Here is a 23,169-nt window from a genome sequence, read left to right on the forward strand (position 1 = left end):
CGGGGTTTCCCGTTCACTCAGGCGTCGACGCTTTCGAGCATCCGTTCGCTTTCCCGCCAGAGCCGCGCTGCGGCCTCGTCGTCCAGCGCCTGCGGGGCGGCTTGTTCTTCCGCGAGATCGTAGAAATAGCGCCCGCCATGCCTGCCCGTCTCGGGCGCGGTCGCCAGCCATACGATGGTACGGGCGGGCTGCTCGGGCATGATGAGGTTCTGCGTTGCCATGTAGGCTTTAAGCGAGGCTTCGCCGTGGCTGGAGAAATTGGACCCGACCTTGCCGGGGTGCATCGCCTGGGCAACGATCCCGCGCCTTTCCACCTTGCGGTTGAGTTCGCGCGTGAAAAGCAGGTTCGCCAGCTTGGCCTGGCAATAGGCAGATCCGGCAGCGAAGTCCTCACGCATCATCAGATCATCCCAGCGCATCGCGGAACACTGCTTGTGACCGAGCGAGGAGACGGCGATCACGCGCACGGTGCCCGGCGCGGAAGTCCCGCTGGCCTGCTCCAACAGCGGCATAAGCTCTCGGGTCAGCAGGAAAGGGGCAAGATGGTTGGCGGCGAACGTCCACTCTAGCCCCTCGGACGAGGTGTAAAGACCATCGCGAACTCCGCCCGCATTGTTGACGAGGACGTGGACCCGGTCCGTCAGCGCGGCGATCTCTGCGGCGATGCGGCGCACATCGGCCATCTCCGCAAAATCTCCGCGCAGGAAGTCGACGCGTCCGCCGGGCGGGGACAGGGCGCGAAGGCTGGCCTCGGCGGCGGCGCTCCGCTCGGCATCGCGGCCGGTGCCGATGACATGCCAGCCCATGCGGGCAAACGCCTCGGCGCTGGCCTTGCCGATGCCGGAACTGGCGCCGGTGACGACGACGCAGCGTCTTGTAGGGGGATGCGGATCGGCAGCGTTCATTTGAGGTATCCTCCGGTGTCTTGCTTATTCACGCGACCGGTTGCCGGATCGCGCCTGATCTTGTGTCATTCTGGCTCTGCGCTCTTGCAGCGCAAGACTTATCGCGAAGCGCAGGCGCCTGTCGATATCGGCGAGGCAAGACGGAGCCGGTGCGCGAGCAGCCCAGCGCGCGTGAACCCGTCGCAACATCGCCGACACGGATTGTCGATCTGCGGGCGGGCGGTGCGCTTGCCTGCCCCGTTCAGTAGGCTACCCATCGTCCAAATGCCCGGCCGCGCGCAGAACACAACACGCGGGTCGTTTCCAGAAATAGCGTGGAGGATCACCAGTACCATGTCCGTTGAAATCCTGCTCCCGAAGATCGGTTTCTCCATGCAGGAGGGCCAGGTTGCCGAATGGCTCGCCAAGGACGGCGACGCTGTGAGCGAGGGGCAGCCGCTGTTCTCGCTCGAAGCCGACAAGTCGACCAACGAGGTCGAGGCACCTGCATCGGGCACGCTCAGGATCGTCGGACAGGTCGGCGAAACCTACGAGGTCGGCACGGTGCTCGGCTACATCGAGTAATCCGGTTCATTCGGCTGGACAGCGCAGTGCTGCCGGGCCAGATTGCGCGGATGCTCAAGACTCTCCTTGCTCCGCCCGTCCTTGCGTCGATCGCCGCTGCGGCTCTCGTGCTTGCACCCGGTATCGCCAGTGCCAGCCTGCCAGTTGGCGCGAAGGCCCCGGAATTCGCCACCAAGGGCGCGAAGGGCGGCAAGGTCATGGGGTTCGACCTGAAGCAGGCGCTCAAACGCGGGCCGGTCGTGCTCTATTTCTACCCCAAGGCCTTCACGCAGGGCTGCACGCTTGAGGCGCACGCCTTCGCCGAGGCTTCCGACGATTTCGCCAAGGCCGGCGCGTCGGTGGTGGGCATGTCGGCAGATGATCTGCCGACCTTGCAGAAGTTCTCGACCGAGGCCTGCCGTGACAAGTTCGCGGTCGCGATCGCGACACCCAAGATCATCAAAGACTATGACGTCGCCCTCAAGCGCGAAGGTGCGCCGGCCGGGATGACCGACCGTACCAGCTACGTCATCGCCAAGGACGGACGGATCACCATGGTCCATTCCGAACTGGACTACCGCGATCACGTCAAGCTCACGCTCGCAGCTGTGCAGAAGCTAAAGAAGTAGCAGGCTTTCCTTCCCCCTTACCTGTTCGCTACGGCGCAGGTAGGGGCTTGCGGGACGGCTTGATGGCCCCCGCTCACTTGCGCGCTTGAACATCACCCCCATCACCGGGTAATAGCGCCGCCTTCCAGCGCGCCGATATCTTAGCGCGCTTTACATACGCCGCTCTCGCGTTATGCGCACGGCGTAGCAGTTTCGTTGGAGAATTCCCCATGCGTGCCGAAGGGCAGGCCCACATAGCGCGTATCGAGAAGGCCCTCGCGCTGGTCCGCAAGTTCCTCGACTGGGACCGCGCCCTGCGCCGGTTCGACGAGTTGAACGCACGCGTCGAGGATCCGACTCTTTGGGACAAGCCCAAGGAGGCCGAGGCGGTCATGAAGGAGCGCCGCCGGCTGGAGGCCTCGATCGGGACCGTCAACGAGATCAGCGCCGAGATGGCAGACGCCGCCGAATTCGTCGAACTGGGCGAGATGGAAGACGACGAGGACACCATCAAGGAAGGCCTCGCCACGCTTTCAGCGCTGGCCGACCGCGCCGATGCCGACAAGATCCAGGCGCTGCTCGGCGGTGAAGCCGACAGCAACGATACCTACCTCGAAGTCCATGCGGGCGCGGGCGGTACGGAAAGCCAGGACTGGGCCGAAATCCTCCAGCGCATGTACACCCGCTGGGCGGAGCGTCGGGGCTACAAGGTCGAACTGGTCGATTACCATTCGGGCGAGTCCGCCGGTATCAAGAGCTGCACCCTGCTCATCAAGGGCGAAAACGCCTACGGCTATGCCAAGACCGAAAGCGGCGTGCACCGCCTGGTCCGCATCAGCCCGTATGACAGCGCGGCGCGGCGCCACACCAGCTTCTCTTCGGTGTGGGTATACCCGGTGATCGACGACACCTTCGAGATCGACATCAACCCGTCGGACCTGAAGATCGACACGTACCGTGCTTCGGGTGCGGGCGGGCAGCACGTCAATACCACCGATTCGGCCGTGCGCATCACGCACCAGCCGTCCGGCATCATCGTCGCCAGCCAGATCGACCGTTCGCAGCACAAGAACCGCGAAATCGCCATGGGCATGCTCAAGGCGCGCATGTTCGAGGCCGAGATGCGCCGCCGCGAGGAAGCCGCCAGCGCCGAACACGCCAGCAAGAGCGACATCGGCTGGGGCCATCAGATCCGCTCCTACGTGCTGCAGCCGTACCAGCAGGTGAAGGACCTGCGCACCGGCTATGTCTCGACCGCGCCGGACGACGTGCTTGACGGTGAACTCGATCCGTTCATGGCCGCCGCGCTCTCGCAGCGGGTCACCGGCGAGAAGGTCGACGTCGAGGACGTGGACTGATCCAGCCTTTTATGAACCAGTTGGGCGTCCCGCCGAGAGACGGGGCGCCCGGTTCATGCTGCCTCAAGGGTTTTGCCAACGTGACCTCGAGTCGCTAAGGGGCCGCATGTTTCGCGCCCGTCCCCTCGTTCCTGCTGTTCTGGCCCTGGCGCTTGCCGCCTGCCAGCAGCCTGCCGTCGACGACGGCAGGGCCGAGAGCGCGCGCGCATTCCCCATGGCCGATCGCCCGGTTTCCAAGGCCGGGGTCAATACTTTCGCATCCGAAGCCCAGCGCGACAGCGCGCATGAGGCGAACACTGTCATGGACCTGGCAGGCATCGCGCCGGGCATGAGCGTGGCAGATCTCGGCGCGGGTGAGGGCTATTACACTGTCCGCATCGCCCAGCGCGTGGGCAGGCACGGGCGGGTGCTGGCCGAAGATATCAGCCCGGCCGCCAATGAGCGGCTGGCAGCGCGCGTCATGCGCGAAGGGATAGACAACGTATCGATCAAGCTAGGCAAGCCGGACGATCCGAGTTTGCCGCGCGGCAGTTTCGATCGTATACTGCTGGTCCACATGTACCACGAGGTCTCCGAGCCTTACGCGTTCCTGTGGCGGATGCGCGCAGGCCTGCGTCCGGGCGGCCGGATAATCGTGGTCGACGTCGACAAGCCTACCGACACGCACGGCATCGCGCCGTCGCTGCTGTTCTGCGAATTCGCCTCGGTGGGCTTTCGTTTGACTGAATTTGTTCGTAAGCCGGAACTGCAAGGATATTACGCGCAGTTCGAGGCAGTGGGCACACGGCCCAAACCGGCCGACATCAAACCTTGCCGCTTAGCGGGCGAGGCGCCGCCGAAAACTGACGGATCGCAGGGCTGAGCTTCGCGCTCGGGAAAGACGAAAGAGAAGATGGGTTTCAAGGGTCTAAAGCCGATTCTATACGGCGGTCGCGAAGTGTGGCCACTGGTCGAAGGTGGCAAGGGCGTTTCCGCCAGCAATCACATGAGTTCTGGCGCCTGGGCGGCGGCGGGCGGCATCGGCACGGTCAGCGCGGTCAACGCCGACAGCTACGATGCCGAAGGCAAGATCGTGCCTCAGGTCTACAATGCGCTCACCCGCAAGGCACGCCATGAAGAACTGATCGCCTACGCCATCGAAGGTGCAGTCGAGCAGGTGCGCCGTGCTTACGAGATTTCGGGCGGCAATGGCGCGATCAACATCAACGTGCTGTGGGAAATGGGCGGTGCGCAGCCGATCCTCGAAGGCGTGCTGGAACAGACCCGCGGCATGGTCACCGGCGTCACCTGCGGCGCGGGCATGCCCTACAAGCTGTCCGAGATCGCGGCGCGCTACGATGTCAATTATCTCCCGATCGTCAGCTCCGCGCGCGCTTTCCGTGCGCTGTGGAAGCGGGCCTATCATAAGGTCCCCCATCTGCTCGGCGCGGTGGTTTACGAGGACCCCTGGCTTGCCGGCGGGCATAACGGCCTGTCGAATGCCGAAGACCCGCTCAAGCCGGAAGATCCATATCCCCGCGTCAAGGCGCTGCGCGACACCATGCGCACCGAGGGCGTTGCCGACAGCGTGCCGATCGTCATGGCTGGCGGCGTGTGGTTCCTGCGCGACTGGGAAAACTGGATCGACAACCCGGAACTGGGCTCGATCGCCTTCCAGTACGGTACCCGCCCGCTGCTGACGCACGAAAGCCCGATCCCGCAGCAGTGGAAGGATGCCCTGCGCGAACTGGAGCCGGGCGACGTGCTGCTGCACCGCTTCTCGCCGACGGGTTTCTATTCCTCGGCCGTGCGCAACCCGTTCCTGCGCAACCTCGAAGCGCGTTCGGACCGCCAGATTCCTTACTCCAAGGTCGAAGCGGGCGTTCATACCGTGCGTCTCGATGTGGGCGTCAAGGGCAAGAACTTCTGGGTCGCCCCCAAGGACCTCGACCGTGCCCGCGCATGGTCGGCGCAGGGCCATACCGATGGCCTGCGGACCCCGGACGACACCATCGTCTTCGTCAGCCCGCAAGAGCGCGACGTGATCCGCAAGGATCAGGCTGACTGCATGGGCTGCCTGTCGCACTGCGGTTTCTCGTCGTGGAAGGACCATGACGATTACACCACCGGCCGCCTCGCCGATCCGCGCAGCTTCTGCATCCAGAAGACCCTGCAGGACATCGCGCACGATGGCCCGATCGACGAGAACCTGATGTTCGCGGGCCACGCGGCCTACAAGTTCAAGCAGGACCCCTTCTATTCCAACGGCTTCACGCCAACGGTGAAGGAACTGGTCGACCGCATCCTGACCGGCGACTGATCGCCCCAATAGGACAAGGTTTCAAACGGCCGGCGCGGATTTTTCCGTGTCGGCCGTTTCCGTTTGTGCAGGCGCGCCGTCCGGTGCCGGGCCGAAGCGGTTCGTGGCCTTGTTGCCAGGCCATGCCGCCATGGCGACAAATACGGCAACGGCGGGGACCGTCGCGAGCCAGTCGACGTAGCTGAGCACGCCTTCGATGGCGCTGCGCACGGGAGGGCCCGCCATCAGGCCGATGAGGTCGAGTATCAGGGTACGGCCGATCAGGATCAGCAGGGGCAGGCTCCACCAGCCGCTACGTCCGAAATCATGAAGACGCCGCACGCCGAGCGCGAACAGCGGAGCCGAAATCGCGAACGCCGCTGCAAGCATGATAGCATCGGTAATCGCCGGAGGCGCAAACCAGCTTGCGGTCCAGTGGGCCACCATGAGCGGTAGCTGCGAGAGCACCAGATAAACCAGAAACTCTTCGCGAGAGGCACGGGTGCGGAAATCGAGGGTGCGCAGCGCGGTGCGGCCAACTTGCCGAAAATAGCCCTTCATCGTCCCATTTCTTGTGTGAAGTGACTGAGTGTCAATCGAAATCCCAGGCGCGCTCGCCGTGAGTGGCGGTATCGAGGCCCTCTCGTTCGGCATCTTCGGAGACGCGCATCGGGAAGGCCAGCGAGGCCATCAATGCCAGAATCACGGTCCCCACCACCGACCACACTGTCACCACCGCAAGCCCGATAGCCTGAGCGACCACTTGAGCGATCGGGTTCATGTCCTCGCCGTAGCCGACCCCGCCGAGGCGCTGCGACAGGAAGATGGCGAGAAGTAGCGATCCAAGCATTCCGCTGACGCCGTGGACGGCAAAGATGCCTAGCGAATCGTCGACCTTCAGTGTTCGCCGCACGAACTGCATCGCGAAATAGGCGGCGCCGGCACCGCCGATCCCGAACAGGATCGCAGCGCCGGGAGAAATGTAGCCGGCTGCCGGGCTGACCGCGGCGATACCGGCGACGGCGCCGATGGCAAATCCGGTGCCGCTGGGCTTGCCCAAGGCTATACGCTCGATCAGTAGCCAGGTGAGGGCTGCTGCGGCGGCGGCGATGTGCGCGGTGATGATCGCAGTTGCGGCATCGTCGCTGGCGGTCAGGGCGGAGCCGCCGCTCAGCGCCAGCGCGGCGATCCACAGCAATGCCGCGCCGCCGATTGTCAGCGCAGGGCTATGTGCCGCAGCGCGGCCTGCAGGCGGCCCCGTCAAAGCCCCCTTGCGCCGTCCTAGCATGACCGCGACGACCAGCGCCGAGACGCCCGCGCTGGTGTGGACGACGATGCCGCCTGCCCAATCGAGCGTGCCGACGCCCAGCGCCAACCATCCGCCGCCCCATATCCAGTGCGCGATCGGTGCATAGACGACGATGCTCCACAGGCCCGCGAAAAGGACTGCCCAGCCGAAGCGCGCCCGTTCCGCCCAAGCGCCTGCCATGAGGGCGGGCGCAAGGGCGGCAAAGGCCATCTGGAACAGCGCGAAGGCGCTTTCGGGCACACCGGTCCCGATGCGTACATTCCCTAGGTTGATCAGCATCCAGGCATTGCCCGTACCGAGCCATCCGTTACCTACGTCCCCGAAGCCCAGGGTGTAGCCGACGATGATCCACAGGATCGACACCAGCGCGAAAATCGCGCCGATCTGGGCCAGAACCGATACCACATTCTTGCGGCGCACGCGCCCGCCGTGAAACAGCGCAAGGCCGGGAAGCGCCAGCAAGGCCACCACGGAGACGGCCAGCAGCCAAGCTGTGTCTCCGGCTTCGGCCACGTTGATCCTGCCGTCCTGTGCCAGTGCGGAAGCGGGCAGCAGGGCGGCAATCATGGCGGCGAACGGCAGCAGGCGCTGCTGGATCATCGGTGTTTTATCCCATTGAAGGTCCTGCGGTGAATACCTGCGAACTTCTTTACGCCCGGTTAGATCAGGACATTGACCCGAGACAAGCATTTGCCGCGCCGCATCGGACTGAATTTGCGGATCGCCGCCGTGGTCAGGGTAGCTGGGGAAGTACCATGTCATGGGGGCGGTGGCCGTCCACCCAGAATCGGATGTTCGCGATAAGCCGCTCGCCTGCGGCGCCGCGTCCTTCGTAGGTGGCGCTGCCGAGGTGGGGTAGAGCGACGAGGCCGGGCAGGTCGAACAGGCGCGGGTCGACTTGCGGTTCGCGGGCGAAGACGTCCAGCCCGGCGCCGGCGATCCTTTCCTGCGATAGCGCGGCGATCAAAGCCTCTTCGTCGATCAACTGGCCGCGTCCGGTGTTCACCAGGCAGGCGGCGGGCTTCATCAGGGCGATCCGCCGCGCATCCATCAGATGGATGGTTTCCGGTCCGGCCGGGCAGTGGAGGGTGAGGATATCGGCCTCGGCGACCAGTGTGTCGAGGTCTGGTACGTTGCGGGCAGCGAACATGTTCTCGACCGCACCGGGCAGGCGGTGGCGGTTGTGGTAGCGGATCTCCATGCCGAATGCCCGGGCGCGGTGCGCCACAGCCTGCCCGATCCGTCCCATACCCACGATCCCGAGCGTCTTGCCCCCCAGCGCGTGACCCAGCATGACCGATGGACCCCAGCCGGCCCATTTGCCCTCGCGCAAGGTCTGGGCATTCTCACTGAAGCGGCGCGAGACGAGGATGATGAGCGCTAGGGTGAGGTCGGCGGTATCGTCGGTGAAGACGCCGGGTGTGTTGGTCACCATTATGCGGTGAGCGCGGGCCGCGGCCACGTCGATATGCTCGGTGCCGGCGCCGAAACTGGCGATCATGCCGAGTCGCCCGTTCGCCTTCGCAGCGGCGGCGATCATCGCGGCGTCGATGGTGTCGGTTACGGTGGGCACCAGCACGTCGCAGTCGCGCATTGCGGCTTCCAACTGGGCGCGGGTCATCGGCGTGTCTTCGGGGTTCAGCACCACGTCGAAAAGCTCCGCCATCCGTGCCTCCACGGAGGGCAGCAGCCGCCGCGTGACAATCACCCGGGGGCGCGGCGGGATCGAACGAAAGGTTTCGCTGTGCTGAGCCATGGACAAGGGGGCTATGCCTTCCACAGGGTCGGGGTCAAGAAGCCTTGAAGGGGTGTCTCGCCGCGCGGTATGAGCAGGTGTGATGAACGCCCGCAAACTCCTCCTGCCGCTGCTCGCCCTGGGCATTGCCGCCGCCACTCCCGCCCGCGCTGCGGACGATGACAAGGTGCCGTACTGGGCCTCGGTCGATACCGACATAGCCAACCTGCGGGTAGGGCCTGGCGATTCGTACCGGATCGACTGGGTCTACCGCCGCCCGCACCTGCCGGTGAAGGTCCTGCGCCGCGAGGGGCCATGGCGCCTGATCGAGGACCCGGACGGTGCCAGGGGCTGGATGCGTGACCTGCTGCTTTCGCGTCAGCGAGCCGGAAGGGTCAAGAACGGCAGCCTGATCGAGATGCACGCAGCAGGTAGCAGCGCCTCGCCGATGCTCTGGCGGCTCGAGCCGGGTGTGGTGGGCATGCTGGGCGCATGCAAGGACGGCTGGTGCGGCTTCGACGCCGCCGGACACAAGGGCTTCGTGCGTGAAGATGCGGTGTGGGGCACGGGGGCGCCTTGAAGCGCCCATCCTCCCGCACCCGGCTCAAATAAAAACCCCCGCCGGTGAGGGCGGGGGTTTTCTGCTTTAGCAGGCCGTAAAACCGATCAGGCCAGTTCGATCGCCACCGCAGTGGCTTCGCCGCCGCCGATGCAGAGCGATGCCACGCCCTTCTTAAGGCCCTTTTCCTTCAGCGCATTGACGAGCGTCACGATGATGCGCGTGCCCGAGGCGCCGATCGGGTGGCCCAGCGCGGTGGCGCCGCCGTTGACGTTCACCTTGTCGTGGGGGATGCCCAGATCGTGCATCGCGAACATCGCGACGCAGGCGAAAGCCTCGTTCACTTCGAACAGGTCGACGTCGGAGAGCTTCCAGCCCACCTTGTCCATCAGCTTGGTGATCGCGCCGACGGGGGCGGTAGTGAACTTGGCAGGTTCCTGCGCGTGGGCCGAAACGCCGACCACGGTGGCGATCGGGGTCAGGCCCTTGGCCTGCGCCACGCTGGCGCGGGTAAGGACGACTGCGGCCGCACCGTCCGAGATCGAGCTGGAGCTGGCGGCGGTGATGGTGCCGTCCTTGGCGAAGGCGGCGCGCAGGGTCTTGATCTTGTCGGGGTTGCCCTTGGGCGGCTGCTCGTCCGCGTCGACGATCACTTCGCCCTTGCGGGTCTTTACCGTCACCGGCACGACTTCGTTCTTGAAGGCGCCGCTGGTGATGGCGGCCTGTGCGCGGCGCAGCGATTCGATCGAATATTCGTCCTGGCCTTCGCGGGTCAGCTGATACTCATCGGCGGTGACCTGCGCGAAAGAGCCCATCGAGCCGCCCTCATAGGCGTCTTCGAGGCCATCGAGGAACATGTGGTCGTAGATCGTGTCGTGACCGGCGCGCGCGCCCGAGCGGTGCTTCTTCGACAGGTAAGGCGCATTGGTCATCGATTCCATGCCGCCGGCGATGACGACGTCGAGCGAACCGGAAGCCAGAGCCTCGGCGCCCATGATGACCGTTTGCATGCCTGAGCCGCAGACCTTGTTGATCGTGGTCGCTTCGACCGACTTGGGCAGGCCGGCCTTCAGCGCAGCCTGGCGGGCAGGGGCCTGGCCCAGACCGGCGGGCAGCACGCAGCCCATGTAGATGCGCTCGATGTCTTCACCGGCGACTCCGGAGCGTTCGACCGCGGCCTTGACCGCAGTAGCGCCCAGATCGGTGGCGGAAACTTCGGCGAAGACACCCTGCAGGCCGCCCATCGGCGTGCGTGCGTAGCTGAGGATGACGATGGGGTCGGATGCGGAGATCTGGGCCATTGATATGCCTTTCGCATTGGAAATCGGTAAAGCGATTGACGCTCGGATAATGTTGCGATGCGTCAATTGCAATGATGCGACGCGTTGGTGACGCCGTTGCGGCAGCCGTCATCGCCCCGCCGTGTTTTCTGGGAGCCCTATGTACCGCTCTCTAAGCGAGATGGTAGTGACCCCGGGATTGCCAAGAGATGTCGCGAACGTTTCGCATTAATTATAGCCGTTGATTGCGTAAATTAACGGTGACGATTGCGCAAACTGGCACCATGGCCGCTTTCTCCGGGAAATCCCGTGGGTGAGGCCCTTCCCGTGTTGCAATGCAATGCAAATGGGCGGATTTATGCAACCGGACACCTTGCCTGCCGGGGAGGGCTGGCCTAAGAGCGCGCCAACTTGATGGCTCGGCCCATGACCTTTTGCCGAGTCCGTCAACGTCGCATCCGGTATGAGGCAAGAGACCATTGACCGATCTGTCACAATACCTGCCGATCCTGATATTCATCGTGATCGCGGTGGGACTGTCATCCGTTATCGTGCTGCTGCCGATGGGCGTTGCCCGCCTGACCGGTACGCACCAGCCGAGTGCTGACAAGAACAGCGAATATGAGTGCGGCTTCCCCGCTTTCGAGGATCCTCGCAGCCAGTTCGACGTCCGCTTCTATCTGGTCGCGATCCTGTTCATCGTATTCGATCTCGAAGCCGCGTTCCTGTTCCCCTGGGCCGTCTCGCTCAAGTTCACCGGCTGGGCCGGTTGGCTGACGATGATGGTGTTCCTGGCGGAACTGGCCATTGGCCTCGCTTATGCATGGAAGAAGGGAGCTCTGGACTGGGAATGAGCACGCTCGTCAACAGCGCGGGTCAGCCTCTGGCCCCGACTTCGCCGGTCGGCGGCGCCATCACGGCGCCCGACCAATCGTTTTTCAAGGATCTGAACCAGGAAGTGTCCGACAAGGGCTTCCTCGTGACCAGCACCGAGGAACTGTTCCAGTGGGCCCGTACCGGTTCGCTGTGGTGGATGACCTTCGGCCTCGCCTGCTGCGCGGTCGAGATGATCCACGTCAACATGCCCCGCTACGACATGGAGCGCTTCGGCGCTGCGCCGCGCGCTTCCCCGCGCCAGTCGGACGTGATGATCGTGGCCGGCACGCTGTGCAACAAGATGGCTCCGGCGCTCCGCAAGGTCTACGACCAGATGTCGGAACCCAAGTACGTCATTTCGATGGGCAGCTGCGCCAATGGCGGCGGCTACTATCACTACAGCTACTCGGTCGTGCGCGGCTGCGACCGGATCGTGCCGGTGGACATCTACGTGCCGGGTTGCCCGCCTACAGCCGAAGCGCTGCTCTATGGCGTGATGCAGCTCCAGCGCAAGATCCGCCGCGTGGGCACTGTCGAGAGGTAAGGACAAGATGCCCGTTCTGCATTCCGCTCCGAAGATCGCGTCCAACGAGGGCGTCCTTGACGCGCTCGTCGCCGCGCTGGGCTCGATGGTCGTCGCCTCGAAGGAGGAGCACGGCGAGATCGTGCTCACCGTCGCCCGCGCCGAGGTCGAGCACGCCCTGCGCGCGCTGCGCGACGATCACGGCTACCAGCAGCTCATGGAGATGGCAGGGGTAGACTACCCGTCGCGGCCTGAGCGTTTCGACGTCGTCTACATGCTGCTTTCGGTGACCAAGAACCATCGCCTGATGGTGAAGGTGACCGCTGCCGAAAACACCCCGGTGCCGACCGTGACCACGCTGTGGCCCAACGCCGGCTGGCTGGAACGCGAAGTGTTCGACATGTACGGCGTGATCTTCGCCGGCAACCCGGACCTGCGCCGCATCCTCACCGACTATGGTTTCGAAGGCCACCCGTTCCGCAAGGACTTCCCGCTCACCGGCTATGTCGAACTGCGCTACTCGGAAGAAGACAAGCGCGTCGTCTACGAACCGGTACAGCTGGCCCAGGACCTGCGCAGCTTCGACTTCATGAGCCCGTGGGAAGGCGCCGACTACATCCTTCCCGGCGACGAGAAGGCTGCCGAAGCCGCATCGCCGCCCCCGGTCGCCGAGAAGAAGACGACTGAGACCAAGGCCGACACCGGCGCCGGTGACAAGGCGAACGACAAGGCTGCCGAAAAGGCTTCGGCTCCTGCCCCCGCCAAGGGGGAAGACGGCAAGGCTCCCGAAGCCCCCAAGGCCACCGAAAGCCGTCCCGAAGAGGGAGACGACAAGTGAGCATGCAGCTTGAGACGTCGCCCACCACCGGCGACGAGGTCATCACCAACTACACGATCAACTTCGGTCCCCAGCACCCTGCGGCGCACGGCGTGCTGCGCATGGTCATGGAACTGGACGGCGAGATCATCGAGCGGATCGATCCGCACGTGGGCCTGCTTCACCGCGGCACCGAAAAGCTGATCGAGCACAAGACGTACCTTCAGGCGCTGCCGTATTTCGACCGCCTGGATTACTGCTCGCCGCTGGCGATGGAGCACTCCTACGTTCTCGCGATCGAAAAGATGCTCAATCTGGAAGTGCCGCTGCGCGCCCAGTATCTGCGCGTCCTGTTCGCCGAGCTGACCCGCATCTGCAACCACATGATGAACATGGGTTCGCACATCATGGATATCGGCGCGATGACGCCGAACCTGTGGCTGTTCGAAGTGCGCGAGGATTGCCTCAACTTCTTCGAACGTGCTTCCGGCGCGCGTATGCACTCTGCCTGGTTCCGCCCTGGCGGCGTGCATCAGGACGTGCCGCTCAAGCTGCTGACCGATATCGCCGACTGGCTCGACACGCGCCTGCCCGAACTGTTCGGCGACGCGCTGAGCCTGGTGGTCGACAACCGCATCTTCAAGCAGCGCAACGTCGACATCGCGATCGTCTCCAAGGAAGACGCGCTGGCATGGGGCTTCTCGGGCCCGATGATCCGCGCGGCGGGTATCCCCTGGGACATCCGCAAGAGCCAGCCTTACGACGTCTATGACCGCATGGACTTCGAGATCCCGGTTGGCACCAACTCGGATTGCTACGACCGTTTCATGGTCCGCGCCGAGGAAGTGCGCCAGTCGATCAAGATCATGAAGCAGTGCCTGCGCGACATGCCTGAAGGTCCGGTGGCCTCCACCGACCGCAAGGTATCGCCGCCCAAGCGCGCCGAGATGAAAAGCTCGATGGAATCGCTGATCCATCACTTCAAGCTCTACACCGAGGGCTTCCACGTCCCGGCCGGCGAAGTCTATGTCGCCACCGAAAGCCCCAAGGGTGAATTCGGCGTCTATCTCGTGTCGGACGGCTCGAACAAGCCGTACCGCTGCAAGATCCGGCCTACCGCGTTCAGCCATCTTCAGGCGATGGACTTCATGTCCAAGGGCCACATGCTGCCTGACGCCACTGCAATCCTGGGCGCCATGGACATCGTGTTCGGGGAGTGCGACCGTTGAGCAACCTTGACACTGCCAAGGCCATGATCGCCGCCTACAACGCGCAGGACGTCGACCTGTACGTGTCCTTCATGACCGACGACGCCTGCGAAGCGAACTACCGGGGCGCAGTCGTTCGCGAGGGCAAGGAAGGCACGCGTTCGGGGCTTGCCGCTGCATTCGTGCGCTGGCCCGCAAACAACGCCCAGATCGTCGAGGCCTCGCAGATCGGCAGCTATGTGCTGATGCGCGAGCATGTGACGCGCGGCCCGGCGACCGATGGTTCGGACCTGGTCGAGCCGTTCGACGTTGTCGCAGTTTACACGTTCGAGGGCGACAAGTGCGCCCGCGTCGAGTTCATTCGCTAAAGGAGCGGGGCCGATGGTGAAGTTCAACGCAGTCGAGATGATCCGCATATGGGCGAGCCTGACGGGACTTTTCCTCGTCTGTCTCTACTTCGCGGTGGTGTGGGCCGGGATCGAGCCTTCGCCGATGATCGCGATGTTGGCCACCGCCATTGGCGGCTTCGAAATTTTCTTTTTCGGCCAGGATCAATGGCTGAAGCGCAGAGGTAAGCATGGCTGACCGCTATATCGAACCCGATACGCCCGAACTGCGGGCGCGCTGGGGCAATTTTGCCTGGACCGAGGCCAATGCGGCCAAGGCGAAGGAGATTGTCGCACGCTATCCCGAAGGGCGTCAGCGCTCGGCGGTTATGCCGCTTCTCGACCTGGCCCAGCGCCAGGTGGGTGCAGAACTGAACACGCAGGGCTGGCTGCCGATCCCGGTGATGGAATTCCTCGCCGAATATCTGTCGATGCCCGTCATCCGCGTTGTCGAGGTTGCCTCGTTCTACACGATGTACAACATCGCCCCGATCGGCCGGTTCCACGTGCAGGTCTGCGGCACCACGCCGTGCATGCTGCGCGGCTCGGATGACATCATCGCCACCTGCAAGTCGCGCGGGATGAAGAAGGGCCACATCACCGGCGACGGTATGTGGTCGTTCACCGAGGTCGAATGCATGGGCAACTGCGCATCGGCGCCGATGGTCCAGATCAACGACGACAACTACGAAGACCTGACGGCAGAGCGCATGAACGCCGTGCTCGATGCGCTGGCGCGAGGCGAAAGCCCCAAGGCCGGTACGCAGGACCCGGCGCGCCATACCGTTGAACCCGTGGGCGAGCCGACCAACCTGGCGGCGATGGTCTCGGCCAACCATGACTACCGGAGTGAGTGGTAATGGCTCTCGCGGATAAGGACCGCATCTTCACGAACCTCTACGGCTATCAGCCGTGGAATCTGAAGGAAGCGCAGGCGCGCGGCGCCTGGGACAACACCAAGGCCTTGATCGAGCGCGGCAATGCAGCCATCATCGATGAGATGAAGGCTTCCGGCCTGCGCGGGCGCGGCGGTGCGGGCTTCCCCACCGGCATGAAGTGGTCCTTCATGCCCAAGCAGCCCCCGCTGGACCAGAACGGCAATCCGAAGCCCAGCTTCCTGGTCATCAACGCCGACGAATCCGAGCCCGGTTCGTGCAAGGATCGCGAGATCATGCGCCACGATCCGCACCTCCTGCTCGAAGGTGCGCTGGTCGCGGGCTTCGCAATGGGTGCGCGCGCGGCCTACATCTACATTCGCGGCGAATACATCCGCGAGGCAGAGACCCTTTTCGCCGCGCGTGACGAAGCCTACGCGGCCGGTCTGCTGGGCAAGAACGCCTGCGGTTCGGGCTACGATTTCGACGTCTTCGTCCACCGCGGCGCCGGCGCCTACATCTGCGGCGAAGAAACCGCGATGATCGAGAGCCTGGAAGGCAAGAAGGGCCAGCCCCGCCTCAAGCCTCCGTTCCCGGCCGGCGCGGGCCTCTATGGCTGCCCCACCACCGTGAACAACGTGGAATCGATCGCGGTCGCTCCCACCATCTTGCGCCGCGGCGCGGCGTGGTTCTCGTCCTTCGGGCGCGAGAACAACAAGGGCACCAAGCTCTTCCAGATCAGCGGGCACGTTAACCGTCCCTGCGTGGTCGAGGAAGAGATGTCGATCCCGTTCAGCGAGCTGATCGAGCGCCACTGCGGCGGCATTCGCGGCGGCAAGGACAACCTGCTGGCGGTGATCCCCGGCGGTTCTTCAGTCCCGCTGGTTCCGGCTGCCGACATCTGGGACGCGCCGATGGACTTCGACGGCCTCAAGGCGGTCGGCTCGGGCCTCGGCACCGCTGCGGTCATCGTCATGGACAAGTCCACCGACATCGTTCGCGCCATCAGCCGCATCTCGTACTTCTACAAGCACGAGAGCTGCGGCCAGTGCACGCCGTGCCGCGAAGGCACGGGCTGGATGTGGCGCGTGATGGAGCGCCTGCGCACCGGCGACGCGCATGTCGATGAAATCGACATGCTCCAGCAGGTGACCAAGCAGGTCGAAGGCCACACTATCTGCGCTCTGGGCGACGCTGCGGCGTGGCCCATCCAGGGCCTGATCAAGCACTTCCGCCCCGAGATCGAGCGCCGCATCGAAGCGCGCACCGGCTCGCTGCAAGAGGCTGCAGAATAATGCCCAAAGTCAAAGTAGACGGCATCGAGATCGAAGTTCCTGCAGGCGCTACCGTGCTGCAGGCCGCCGAACTCGCCGGTAAGGAAATCCCCCGCTTCTGCTATCACGAGCGCCTGAGCATTGCCGGCAACTGCCGCATGTGCCTGGTCGAAGTGAAGCCCGGACCGCCCAAGCCCCAGGCTTCGTGCGCGCTTCCGGCCGCCGACGGCCAGGAAATCCGCACCGATTCCGAGATGGTCAAGAAGGCGCGGGAAGGGGTGATGGAATTCCTCCTCATCAACCACCCGCTTGACTGCCCGATCTGCGATCAGGGCGGCGAATGCGACCTTCAGGACCAGTCTGTGGCCTACGGCCGCGGCGGTTCGCGTTACCACGAGCACAAGCGCGCGGTCACCGAGAAGTACATGGGCCCGCTCATCAAGACCACGATGACGCGCTGCATTCACTGCACCCGCTGCGTGCGCTTCTCCGAAGAAGTCGCCGGTGTGGACGAGATCGGCGCGCTCTATCGCGGCGAATCGATGCAGATCACCACTTACCTTGAGAAGGCTGCTCACCACGAGATGAGCGCCAACGTGATCGACCTCTGCCCGGTCGGCGCGCTCACCAGCCGTCCTTACGCTTTCGAGGCGCGTCCCTGGGAACTGAAGAAGACGCTCGGCATCGACGTCTCGGATGCTACCGGCGCCAACATCCGTATCGACAGCCGTGGCCGTGAAGTGCTTCGTGCGCTTCCGCGCAACAACGACGACGTCAACGAGGAATGGATCAGCGACAAGGCGCGCTATCAGGTTGATGGCCTGACCAAGCGCCGTCTCGACAAGCCGTACCTGCGCCGTGACGGCAAGCTGGTCCAGGCCACCTGGAACGAGGCGTTCGCCGCGATCGCTACGCTGAACCCCGGCAATTCGATCGCTGCCGTCGCCGGTGACATGGTCGATTGCGAGACGATGTTCGCCGCCAAGGCGCTCGTCGGTGCGCTCGGCTCGACGCTCCTCGAAGGCCGCCAGACCGGCATGGACTACGACACGTCCAGCCTGGCGGCCGTCAATTTCAACACCACGCTGAACGGCATCGAGACCGCAGACGCGATCCTGATAGTCGGCTCGATGGTCCGCTGGGAAGCACCCACCGTCAACGTCCGCCTGCGCAAGGCGGTCAAGCGCGGCGCCAAGGTGTTCCTGATCGGGCCGGAGTGGGAAACCACTTTCGGCGGCGAATTCCTGGGTGACGATCTTTCGGCGCTCGGTAACCTGCCCGGCCACGTCGCGGATGCGCTCTCGGGCGCCAAGCGTCCGGCAGTGATCTTGGGCGGCGCGGCTCTGGGGCGCGGTGGTCTCGAAGCGGCTCTGGCCCTTTCGGCCCAGTTCAACCTCGTTCGGACGCTTGAGGACGGTTCGGCATGGAACGGCTTCAACGTCCTGCACATGGCCGCATCGCGCATGGGCGGCCTCATGCTCGGCTTCGCGCAGAAGGGCGGCATCGCCGATCTCGTCGCCGCCAAGCCAAAGGTGCTGATCTCGCTCGGCGCCGACGAAGTCGACTATGCGAAGTTCGCAGGCTCGATGATCGTCTACATCGGCCACCACGGTGACAAGGCAGCGCACGCTGCTGACGTCGTGCTGCCCGCCTCGGCTTATACCGAGAAGGCCGGCACTTACGTCAACACCGAGGGCCGCGTGCAGTTTGCCGACAAGGCGGTCTTCGCCCCGGGCGATGCCCGTGAAGACTGGACGATCCTGCGCGCGCTGGCCGACGCCTTCGGCGTCTCTGTCGGCTTCGACAGTTTCGACGCCCTGCGCGGCGCAATGATTGCTGCGGTTCCTGCACTTGGCATCGAGGGCCTCGCCGACTACGGAAGCACCCTGCCTGCCGGCGGTGGTTCGGGCTCTGGCCAGGTCGCCTATCCGATCAAGGACTTCTACATGACCAACCCCGTCGCTCGCGCCAGCGAGACGATGCAGCGCTGTTCGGCTGAACTGCTGCACGGCGTGGACTTCGCGGAGGCGGCGGAATGACTTCGTTCTTCCAGTCCCTCGGGATGACCCATGACTGGGCGTGGTTCGTCTCGACAATCTGCGGCATCCTGCTGATCGCGCTGCCGCTGATGCTCAGCGTGGCGATGATCATCTATGTCGACCGCAAGATCTGGGCCGCCATGGCACTGCGCCGTGGCCCCAACGTGGTGGGCCCGTTCGGTCTGCTGCAGTCTTTTGCTGACGGCCTGAAGGTGTTCCTCCAGGAAACCATCGTTCCTTCCGCCGCGAACAAGGGCCTGTTCCTGATCGCGCCGGTGCTGACCTTCAGCCTTGCACTGCTGACCTGGGCGGTGATTCCGTTCAATTCCAACGCGATCCTGGCGGACATCAACGTCGGCCTGCTCTACATCCTCGCGATCAGTTCGCTGGGTGTCTACGGCACGATCATGGCGGGCTGGGCTTCGAACTCGAAGTACCCGTTTTTCTCGGCAATGCGCGCTTCGGCGCAGATGATCTCCTACGAAGTCTCGATCGGCTTCATTGTGATCTGCGTCGTCCTGTGGTCGGGCACGTTCAATCTCAACGGCATCGTCATGGCTCAGAAGGGCCACGTCTTCGGCATCATCAACGGCTTCGTCGCGAACCCGCTGCTGTTCCCGATGTGGGTGATGTTCCTGATCTCCAGCCTTGCGGAAACGCAGCGCGCACCGTTCGACCTTACCGAGGCGGAATCGGAACTCGTGGCCGGTTACCAGACGGAATATTCGTCGATGGCCTTCGCCGCCTACTGGCTGGGCGAATATGCCAACGTGCTGCTGATGTGCGCGCTCAACGCGACCCTGTTCTGGGGTGGCTGGCTGCCGCCGCTCGACATCCCGATTCTGTACCTCGTGCCGGGCTTCATCTGGTTCCTGCTCAAGGTATTCTTCTTCTTCTTCGTGTTCAGCTGGGTCAAGGCGACGGTTCCCCGTTACCGCTACGACCAGCTGATGCGCCTGGGCTGGAAGGTCTTCCTGCCCGTATCGCTGCTGTTCGTCGTCATCGTCAGCGGCTACCTCATGGCAACCGGACACTTCGCATGACCGTCGCACATCTCATCAAGAGCTTCACGCTCTGGGAGTTCGTGAAGGCGCACTGGCTGACCCTGAAGTATTTCTTCAGGCCCAAGGCGACCATCAACTACCCGTTCGAGAAGAACCCGCTTTCGCCTCGCTTCCGCGGTGAGCACGCCCTCCGTCGTTATCCCAACGGCGAGGAACGCTGCATCGCTTGCAAGCTGTGCGAGGCGATCTGTCCGGCGCAGGCCATCACCATCGAGGCGGCTCCCCGTGTCGACGGTTCGCGCCGTACAACGCGGTACGACATCGACATGACGAAGTGCATCTACTGCGGTTTCTGTCAGGAAGCCTGCCCGGTGGACGCGATCGTCGAAGGGCCGAACTTCGAATACGCGACCGAAACGCGCGAAGAACTGCTCTACGACAAGGCCAAGCTGCTGGCGAACGGTGACAAGTGGGAGCGGGCTATCGCCGCGAACCTTGAAGCCGATGCGCCGTACCGTTAACCGGCACGCGCAAGGACACAGGGCTTTCCATGATACACGTAATCGCCTTCTACCTCTTCGCGGTGATGACCGTCGCTTCCGGCGCGATCACCATCCTTTCGCGTAACCCGGTGCACTCGGTTCTCTGGCTGATCCTGGCGTTCTTCAACGCCGCCGGCCTGATGATCCTGGTGGGCGCCGAGTTCATCGCGATGCTCCTCGTCATCGTCTATGTGGGCGCGGTCGCGGTGCTGTTCCTGTTCGTCGTCATGATGCTCGACATCGACTTCGCCGAACTGCGGGCCGGCTTCGTGCGCTACTTCCCGTTCGGCGCGCTGGTCGCTGTCGTGCTGCTGGCCGAGATGGTCCTGGGCATCGGCGCCTACCGCGCCGGTTCGCTGACCCTCGGCACGCCCGACGGCACCGCCGCAGCGCCTGCGGGCGCTTCGAACATCGAGGCGGTCGGCGCGCTGCTCTACAGCCGCTACCTGTTCCTGTTCGAGGCAGCGGGCATCATCCTGCTCGTCGCCATGATCGGCGCCATCGTCCTGACGCACCGTCAGCGCGGCGGAACGCGTGGACAGAACATCGACAAGCAGAACCGTCGCCGTCCCGAAGAGGCGACCTTCAACGTCAAGCCTGAAGTGGGCAAGGGGGTCCAGCTGTGATCGGCGTAGAACACTATGTCGTGGTGAGTTCGATCCTCTTCGTGCTCGGCGTGCTCGGCATCTTCATCAACCGCAAGAACGTCATCGTCATCCTGATGTCGATCGAACTGATCCTGCTTGCGGTGAACATCAATCTCGTCGCGTTCAGCGCCTTCCTGCATGACCTCACTGGCCAGATTTTCGCCATGTTCGTGCTGACGGTGGCTGCCGGCGAGGCCGCAGTGGGGCTTGCTATCCTTGTGATCTACTTCCGTGGCCGCGGCACCATCGCCGTCGACGACGTCAACCGGATGAAGGGATAAGGCCTTGTCTATCCTTCTCATCGTCTTCCTGCCGCTTCTGGCGTCGATCCTGGCCGGGTTCGCGAACAAGTCGTTCGGGTTCGTCCTGCCCAAGGTTCTGACCACCGGCGCGCTGTTCATCGCCTGCGGCCTGTCCTGGCCGATCTTCATCAGCTTCCTCAGCGGTAACGCCGAGGCTACCGTGGTCCCCGTTCTCAAGTGGGTGGCATCGGGTTCGATGACCTTCGACTGGGCGCTGCGAGTGGACGCGCTGACGGCAGTCATGCTCGTCGTCATCACCTCGGTTTCCGCGCTCGTACACCTCTATTCCTGGGGTTACATGAGCGAGGAGCCGGATCAGCCGCGTTTCTTCGCGTACCTGTCGCTGTTCACCTTCGCCATGCTCATGCTGGTGACTGCGGACAACCTGGTGCAGATGTTCTTCGGTTGGGAAGGCGTGGGCCTGGCCTCATACCTGCTGATCGGCTTCTGGTTCCGCAAGCCTTCGGCCGGCGCTGCCGCGATCAAGGCCTTCGTGGTCAACCGCGTCGGCGACCTTGGCTTCATGCTCGGTATCTTCGCGACGTATCTGGTGTTCGGCACAGTCTCGATCCCGGCGATCCTTGAAGCCGCGCCTTCGATGGCAGGCTCGACGATCGGCTTCCTGGGAATGCGCATCGACACCATGACGGTGATCTGCCTGCTGCTGTTCATCGGCGCCATGGGCAAGTCGGCTCAGCTCGGCCTGCACACCTGGCTGCCGGACGCGATGGAGGGCCCGACACCTGTGTCGGCACTGATCCACGCGGCGACCATGGTCACCGCCGGCGTCTTCATGGTGTGCCGCCTGTCGCCGATGTTCGAGCAGAGCGAAACCGCGATGCACGTCATCACTTTCGTCGGCGCGGCTACCTGCTTCTTCGCGGCAACCGTTGGCTGCACGCAGTGGGACATCAAGCGCGTCATCGCCTATTCGACCTGTTCGCAGTTGGGGTACATGTTCTTCGCGGCGGGCTCGGGCGCTTACGGCGCGGCGATGTTCCACCTGTTCACGCACGCATTCTTCAAGGCTTTGCTGTTCCTTGGTGCGGGTTCGGTCATCCATGCGATGCACCATGAGCAGGACATGCGCTTCTACGGGGGTCTGCGTAAGAGAATCCCGATCACTTTCTGGACGATGACGGCGGGCACCCTGGCGATCACCGGCGTCGGTATCGCTGGCGTTGCGGGTTTCGCAGGCTTCCACTCGAAGGATGCGATCCTCGAGGCGGCGTTCGGTTCGGGTACTTCGGTCGGAACCTTCGCCTTCTGGATGGGTATTTTCGCCGCGCTGATGACCAGCTTCTATTCGTGGCGCCTGGTGTTCCTCACCTTCTTCGGCAAGCCGCGCTGGATACAGTCCGAACACGTGCAGCATGCCGTCCATGACGCGCACGGTCACGGTCATGACGATCATGCTCACGACACGCACGATGCTCACGCTCATGACGATCATTTGCACGACGACCATGCTCATGCCCATGCCGCACCTGAACTCGGTTCGCGCGGGCCGGACTATGCCGACCACGGCGATGGCACGGGTGGCTACCACCCGCACGAGAGCCCGCTGGTCATGCTGGTGCCGCTGTTGCTGCTGTCGCTGGGCGCTGTCTTCGCCGGCTTCGTGTTCGAGCACTACTTCGTGTCGGACGGTGAGGGCGCCTTCTGGAAGGGCTCGCTGGTCTTCCCCGAACATCTGATCCACGCCATGCACGGCGTTCCTCTCTGGGTGAAGTGGGCGCCGTTTACGGTCATGGCCATCGGTTTCCTGACCGCGTGGTACGGCTACATTCGCAACCTCGACTTCCCCAAGGCGGTCGCCGCGCAGCTCGGCCCGGTCTACGCCTTCGTGTACCGCAAATGGATGTTCGACGAACTCTACGACCGCATCTTCGTCCGCCCGGCCTTCTGGTTCGGACAGGTGTTCTGGAAGGTGCTCGACATCGGCGTCATCGACCGCTTCGGTCCTGACGGCGCTGCCTGGGTCGTGTCCAAGGGGTCGACTTACGCGCAGAAGGTCCAGTCGGGCTATCTGTACAGCTATGCTCTTGTGATGCTGCTGGGCCTTGTTGGCGCCATCAGCTGGGTGATCGCGGGATAAGAT

The 23,169-nt window shown here is 63.9% G+C and carries 25 protein-coding genes; 20 read left to right on the forward strand and 5 right to left on the reverse strand.

Annotated features, from left to right (window positions below; all coding sequences use genetic code 11):
- Nucleotides 1-17: 17 nt before the first annotated feature.
- The gene (locus TQ38_RS08145) at nt 18-905 is read right to left on the reverse strand and encodes an SDR family NAD(P)-dependent oxidoreductase (protein WP_043975233.1); all 888 of its coding nucleotides are present in this window, start codon (nt 903-905) and stop codon (nt 18-20) included.
- A 333-nt stretch (nt 906-1,238) separates the two neighbouring features.
- Here TQ38_RS08145 and TQ38_RS08150 point away from each other — a divergent pair, with 333 nt between their 5' ends.
- The 5 genes from TQ38_RS08150 to TQ38_RS08170 all read left to right on the forward strand — a co-directional run bounded on the left by TQ38_RS08150 (nt 1,239) and on the right by TQ38_RS08170 (nt 5,713).
- Nucleotides 1,239-1,469 (forward strand): biotin/lipoyl-containing protein, encoded by a 231-nt coding sequence (locus tag TQ38_RS08150; protein ID WP_043975232.1) that lies wholly within the window; start codon nt 1,239-1,241, stop codon nt 1,467-1,469.
- A 50-nt stretch (nt 1,470-1,519) separates the two neighbouring features.
- On the forward strand, nt 1,520-2,077 hold the full coding sequence (locus TQ38_RS08155; protein ID WP_043975423.1) for a peroxiredoxin: 558 nt from the start codon (nt 1,520-1,522) through the stop codon (nt 2,075-2,077).
- Between the two features lie 209 nt (nt 2,078-2,286).
- A complete protein-coding gene (prfB, locus tag TQ38_RS08160; RefSeq protein ID WP_043975231.1) occupies nt 2,287-3,414 on the forward strand; it encodes a peptide chain release factor 2 in 1,128 nt (375 codons plus the stop codon).
- 106 nt (nt 3,415-3,520) lie between these two features.
- Nucleotides 3,521-4,276: a class I SAM-dependent methyltransferase gene (locus TQ38_RS08165; RefSeq protein ID WP_043975230.1), complete on the forward strand. Its 756-nt coding sequence runs from the start codon at nt 3,521-3,523 to the stop codon at nt 4,274-4,276.
- A gap of 30 nt (nt 4,277-4,306) precedes the next feature.
- Nucleotides 4,307-5,713 carry a nitronate monooxygenase family protein gene (locus TQ38_RS08170; protein WP_043975229.1) on the forward strand — a complete coding sequence of 469 codons (1,407 nt, stop codon included), beginning with the start codon at nt 4,307-4,309 and terminating at the stop codon, nt 5,711-5,713.
- Between the two features lie 21 nt (nt 5,714-5,734).
- Here the strand turns inward: TQ38_RS08170 and TQ38_RS08175 are convergent, their stop codons facing one another.
- The 3 genes from TQ38_RS08175 to TQ38_RS08185 form a co-directional block, all read right to left on the reverse strand.
- The gene (locus TQ38_RS08175) at nt 5,735-6,253 is read right to left on the reverse strand and encodes a DUF805 domain-containing protein (protein WP_043975227.1); all 519 of its coding nucleotides are present in this window, start codon (nt 6,251-6,253) and stop codon (nt 5,735-5,737) included.
- Between the two features lie 31 nt (nt 6,254-6,284).
- Nucleotides 6,285-7,601, reverse strand: a complete 1,317-nt coding sequence (locus TQ38_RS08180) for an ammonium transporter (RefSeq protein WP_043975226.1) — start codon at nt 7,599-7,601, stop codon at nt 6,285-6,287.
- A gap of 133 nt (nt 7,602-7,734) precedes the next feature.
- A complete protein-coding gene (locus TQ38_RS08185) occupies nt 7,735-8,757 on the reverse strand; it encodes a D-glycerate dehydrogenase (RefSeq protein ID WP_043975224.1) in 1,023 nt (340 codons plus the stop codon).
- 82 nt (nt 8,758-8,839) lie between these two features.
- Between TQ38_RS08185 and TQ38_RS08190 the strand changes: the two genes are divergently transcribed.
- Nucleotides 8,840-9,316 (forward strand): SH3 domain-containing protein, encoded by a 477-nt coding sequence (locus TQ38_RS08190; RefSeq protein ID WP_043975222.1) that lies wholly within the window; start codon nt 8,840-8,842, stop codon nt 9,314-9,316.
- An 86-nt stretch (nt 9,317-9,402) separates the two neighbouring features.
- On the opposite strand, the gene TQ38_RS08195 is transcribed toward TQ38_RS08190, so the two are convergent.
- Nucleotides 9,403-10,596 carry an acetyl-CoA C-acyltransferase gene (locus tag TQ38_RS08195; protein WP_043975221.1) on the reverse strand — a complete coding sequence of 398 codons (1,194 nt, stop codon included), beginning with the start codon at nt 10,594-10,596 and terminating at the stop codon, nt 9,403-9,405.
- Between the two features lie 458 nt (nt 10,597-11,054).
- Here TQ38_RS08195 and TQ38_RS08200 point away from each other — a divergent pair, with 458 nt between their 5' ends.
- Genes TQ38_RS08200 through nuoL form a run of 14 tightly spaced genes read left to right on the forward strand, consistent with a single transcriptional unit; the run spans nt 11,055 to nt 23,166 of the window.
- Nucleotides 11,055-11,429: an NADH-quinone oxidoreductase subunit A gene (locus tag TQ38_RS08200; protein ID WP_043975220.1), complete on the forward strand. Its 375-nt coding sequence runs from the start codon at nt 11,055-11,057 to the stop codon at nt 11,427-11,429.
- A complete protein-coding gene (locus TQ38_RS08205) occupies nt 11,426-11,995 on the forward strand; it encodes an NADH-quinone oxidoreductase subunit B family protein (RefSeq protein ID WP_043975218.1) in 570 nt (189 codons plus the stop codon). The genes TQ38_RS08200 and TQ38_RS08205 overlap by 4 nt, the downstream gene beginning before the upstream one ends.
- A 7-nt stretch (nt 11,996-12,002) precedes the next feature.
- Entirely contained in the window at nt 12,003-12,812 is an 810-nt protein-coding gene (locus TQ38_RS08210) for an NADH-quinone oxidoreductase subunit C (protein ID WP_043975217.1), read from the forward strand.
- Nucleotides 12,809-14,020, forward strand: a complete 1,212-nt coding sequence (locus TQ38_RS08215; protein ID WP_082057668.1) for an NADH-quinone oxidoreductase subunit D — start codon at nt 12,809-12,811, stop codon at nt 14,018-14,020. The genes TQ38_RS08210 and TQ38_RS08215 overlap by 4 nt, the downstream gene beginning before the upstream one ends.
- Nucleotides 14,017-14,367 carry a nuclear transport factor 2 family protein gene (locus TQ38_RS08220; protein ID WP_043975214.1) on the forward strand — a complete coding sequence of 117 codons (351 nt, stop codon included), beginning with the start codon at nt 14,017-14,019 and terminating at the stop codon, nt 14,365-14,367. The genes TQ38_RS08215 and TQ38_RS08220 overlap by 4 nt, the downstream gene beginning before the upstream one ends.
- Before the next feature lie 13 nt (nt 14,368-14,380).
- On the forward strand, nt 14,381-14,584 hold the full coding sequence (locus TQ38_RS08225) for a hypothetical protein (protein ID WP_043975213.1): 204 nt from the start codon (nt 14,381-14,383) through the stop codon (nt 14,582-14,584).
- Nucleotides 14,577-15,245, forward strand: coding sequence for an NAD(P)H-dependent oxidoreductase subunit E (locus TQ38_RS08230; RefSeq protein ID WP_043975212.1), 669 nt, complete (start codon nt 14,577-14,579; stop codon nt 15,243-15,245). The genes TQ38_RS08225 and TQ38_RS08230 overlap by 8 nt, the downstream gene beginning before the upstream one ends.
- Nucleotides 15,245-16,555 (forward strand): NADH-quinone oxidoreductase subunit NuoF, encoded by a 1,311-nt coding sequence (gene nuoF, locus TQ38_RS08235; RefSeq protein ID WP_043975210.1) that lies wholly within the window; start codon nt 15,245-15,247, stop codon nt 16,553-16,555. Before TQ38_RS08230 ends, nuoF begins: the two co-directional genes overlap by 1 nt.
- Entirely contained in the window at nt 16,555-18,573 is a 2,019-nt protein-coding gene (gene nuoG, locus TQ38_RS08240; protein WP_043975209.1) for an NADH-quinone oxidoreductase subunit NuoG, read from the forward strand. Before nuoF ends, nuoG begins: the two co-directional genes overlap by 1 nt.
- Nucleotides 18,570-19,616 carry an NADH-quinone oxidoreductase subunit NuoH gene (gene nuoH, locus TQ38_RS08245; RefSeq protein WP_043975207.1) on the forward strand — a complete coding sequence of 349 codons (1,047 nt, stop codon included), beginning with the start codon at nt 18,570-18,572 and terminating at the stop codon, nt 19,614-19,616. Before nuoG ends, nuoH begins: the two co-directional genes overlap by 4 nt.
- A complete protein-coding gene (nuoI, locus tag TQ38_RS08250; RefSeq protein ID WP_043975206.1) occupies nt 19,613-20,098 on the forward strand; it encodes an NADH-quinone oxidoreductase subunit NuoI in 486 nt (161 codons plus the stop codon). The genes nuoH and nuoI overlap by 4 nt, the downstream gene beginning before the upstream one ends.
- Before the next feature lie 29 nt (nt 20,099-20,127).
- Entirely contained in the window at nt 20,128-20,745 is a 618-nt protein-coding gene (locus TQ38_RS08255) for an NADH-quinone oxidoreductase subunit J (protein WP_043975205.1), read from the forward strand.
- On the forward strand, nt 20,742-21,047 hold the full coding sequence (nuoK, locus tag TQ38_RS08260) for an NADH-quinone oxidoreductase subunit NuoK (RefSeq protein WP_043975203.1): 306 nt from the start codon (nt 20,742-20,744) through the stop codon (nt 21,045-21,047). Before TQ38_RS08255 ends, nuoK begins: the two co-directional genes overlap by 4 nt.
- A gap of 4 nt (nt 21,048-21,051) precedes the next feature.
- Nucleotides 21,052-23,166, forward strand: a complete 2,115-nt coding sequence (gene nuoL, locus TQ38_RS08265) for an NADH-quinone oxidoreductase subunit L (RefSeq protein WP_043975202.1) — start codon at nt 21,052-21,054, stop codon at nt 23,164-23,166.
- Nucleotides 23,167-23,169: the final 3 nt, after the last annotated feature.

The sequence above is a fragment of the Novosphingobium sp. P6W genome (assembly GCF_000876675.2).
Classification (GTDB): domain Bacteria; phylum Pseudomonadota; class Alphaproteobacteria; order Sphingomonadales; family Sphingomonadaceae; genus Novosphingobium.

Coding starts and splice junctions, on each gene's coding strand:
- TQ38_RS08165 (WP_043975230.1), top strand. CDS start 3,521: ATGTTTCGCGCCCGTCCCCTCGTTCCTGCTGTTCTGGCCCTGGCGCTT.
- TQ38_RS08175 (WP_043975227.1), bottom strand. CDS start 6,253: ATGAAGGGCTATTTTCGGCAAGTTGGCCGCACCGCGCTGCGCACCCTC.
- TQ38_RS08210 (WP_043975217.1), top strand. CDS start 12,003: ATGCCCGTTCTGCATTCCGCTCCGAAGATCGCGTCCAACGAGGGCGTC.
- nuoG (WP_043975209.1), top strand. CDS start 16,555: ATGCCCAAAGTCAAAGTAGACGGCATCGAGATCGAAGTTCCTGCAGGC.
- TQ38_RS08180 (WP_043975226.1), bottom strand. CDS start 7,601: ATGATCCAGCAGCGCCTGCTGCCGTTCGCCGCCATGATTGCCGCCCTG.
- TQ38_RS08185 (WP_043975224.1), bottom strand. CDS start 8,757: ATGGCTCAGCACAGCGAAACCTTTCGTTCGATCCCGCCGCGCCCCCGG.
- TQ38_RS08230 (WP_043975212.1), top strand. CDS start 14,577: ATGGCTGACCGCTATATCGAACCCGATACGCCCGAACTGCGGGCGCGC.
- TQ38_RS08145 (WP_043975233.1), bottom strand. CDS start 905: ATGAACGCTGCCGATCCGCATCCCCCTACAAGACGCTGCGTCGTCGTC.
- TQ38_RS08190 (WP_043975222.1), top strand. CDS start 8,840: ATGAACGCCCGCAAACTCCTCCTGCCGCTGCTCGCCCTGGGCATTGCC.
- nuoI (WP_043975206.1), top strand. CDS start 19,613: ATGACCGTCGCACATCTCATCAAGAGCTTCACGCTCTGGGAGTTCGTG.
- TQ38_RS08205 (WP_043975218.1), top strand. CDS start 11,426: ATGAGCACGCTCGTCAACAGCGCGGGTCAGCCTCTGGCCCCGACTTCG.
- TQ38_RS08170 (WP_043975229.1), top strand. CDS start 4,307: ATGGGTTTCAAGGGTCTAAAGCCGATTCTATACGGCGGTCGCGAAGTG.
- TQ38_RS08195 (WP_043975221.1), bottom strand. CDS start 10,596: ATGGCCCAGATCTCCGCATCCGACCCCATCGTCATCCTCAGCTACGCA.
- TQ38_RS08150 (WP_043975232.1), top strand. CDS start 1,239: ATGTCCGTTGAAATCCTGCTCCCGAAGATCGGTTTCTCCATGCAGGAG.
- prfB (WP_043975231.1), top strand. CDS start 2,287: ATGCGTGCCGAAGGGCAGGCCCACATAGCGCGTATCGAGAAGGCCCTC.
- TQ38_RS08225 (WP_043975213.1), top strand. CDS start 14,381: ATGGTGAAGTTCAACGCAGTCGAGATGATCCGCATATGGGCGAGCCTG.
- nuoH (WP_043975207.1), top strand. CDS start 18,570: ATGACTTCGTTCTTCCAGTCCCTCGGGATGACCCATGACTGGGCGTGG.
- nuoF (WP_043975210.1), top strand. CDS start 15,245: ATGGCTCTCGCGGATAAGGACCGCATCTTCACGAACCTCTACGGCTAT.
- TQ38_RS08255 (WP_043975205.1), top strand. CDS start 20,128: ATGATACACGTAATCGCCTTCTACCTCTTCGCGGTGATGACCGTCGCT.
- TQ38_RS08155 (WP_043975423.1), top strand. CDS start 1,520: ATGCTCAAGACTCTCCTTGCTCCGCCCGTCCTTGCGTCGATCGCCGCT.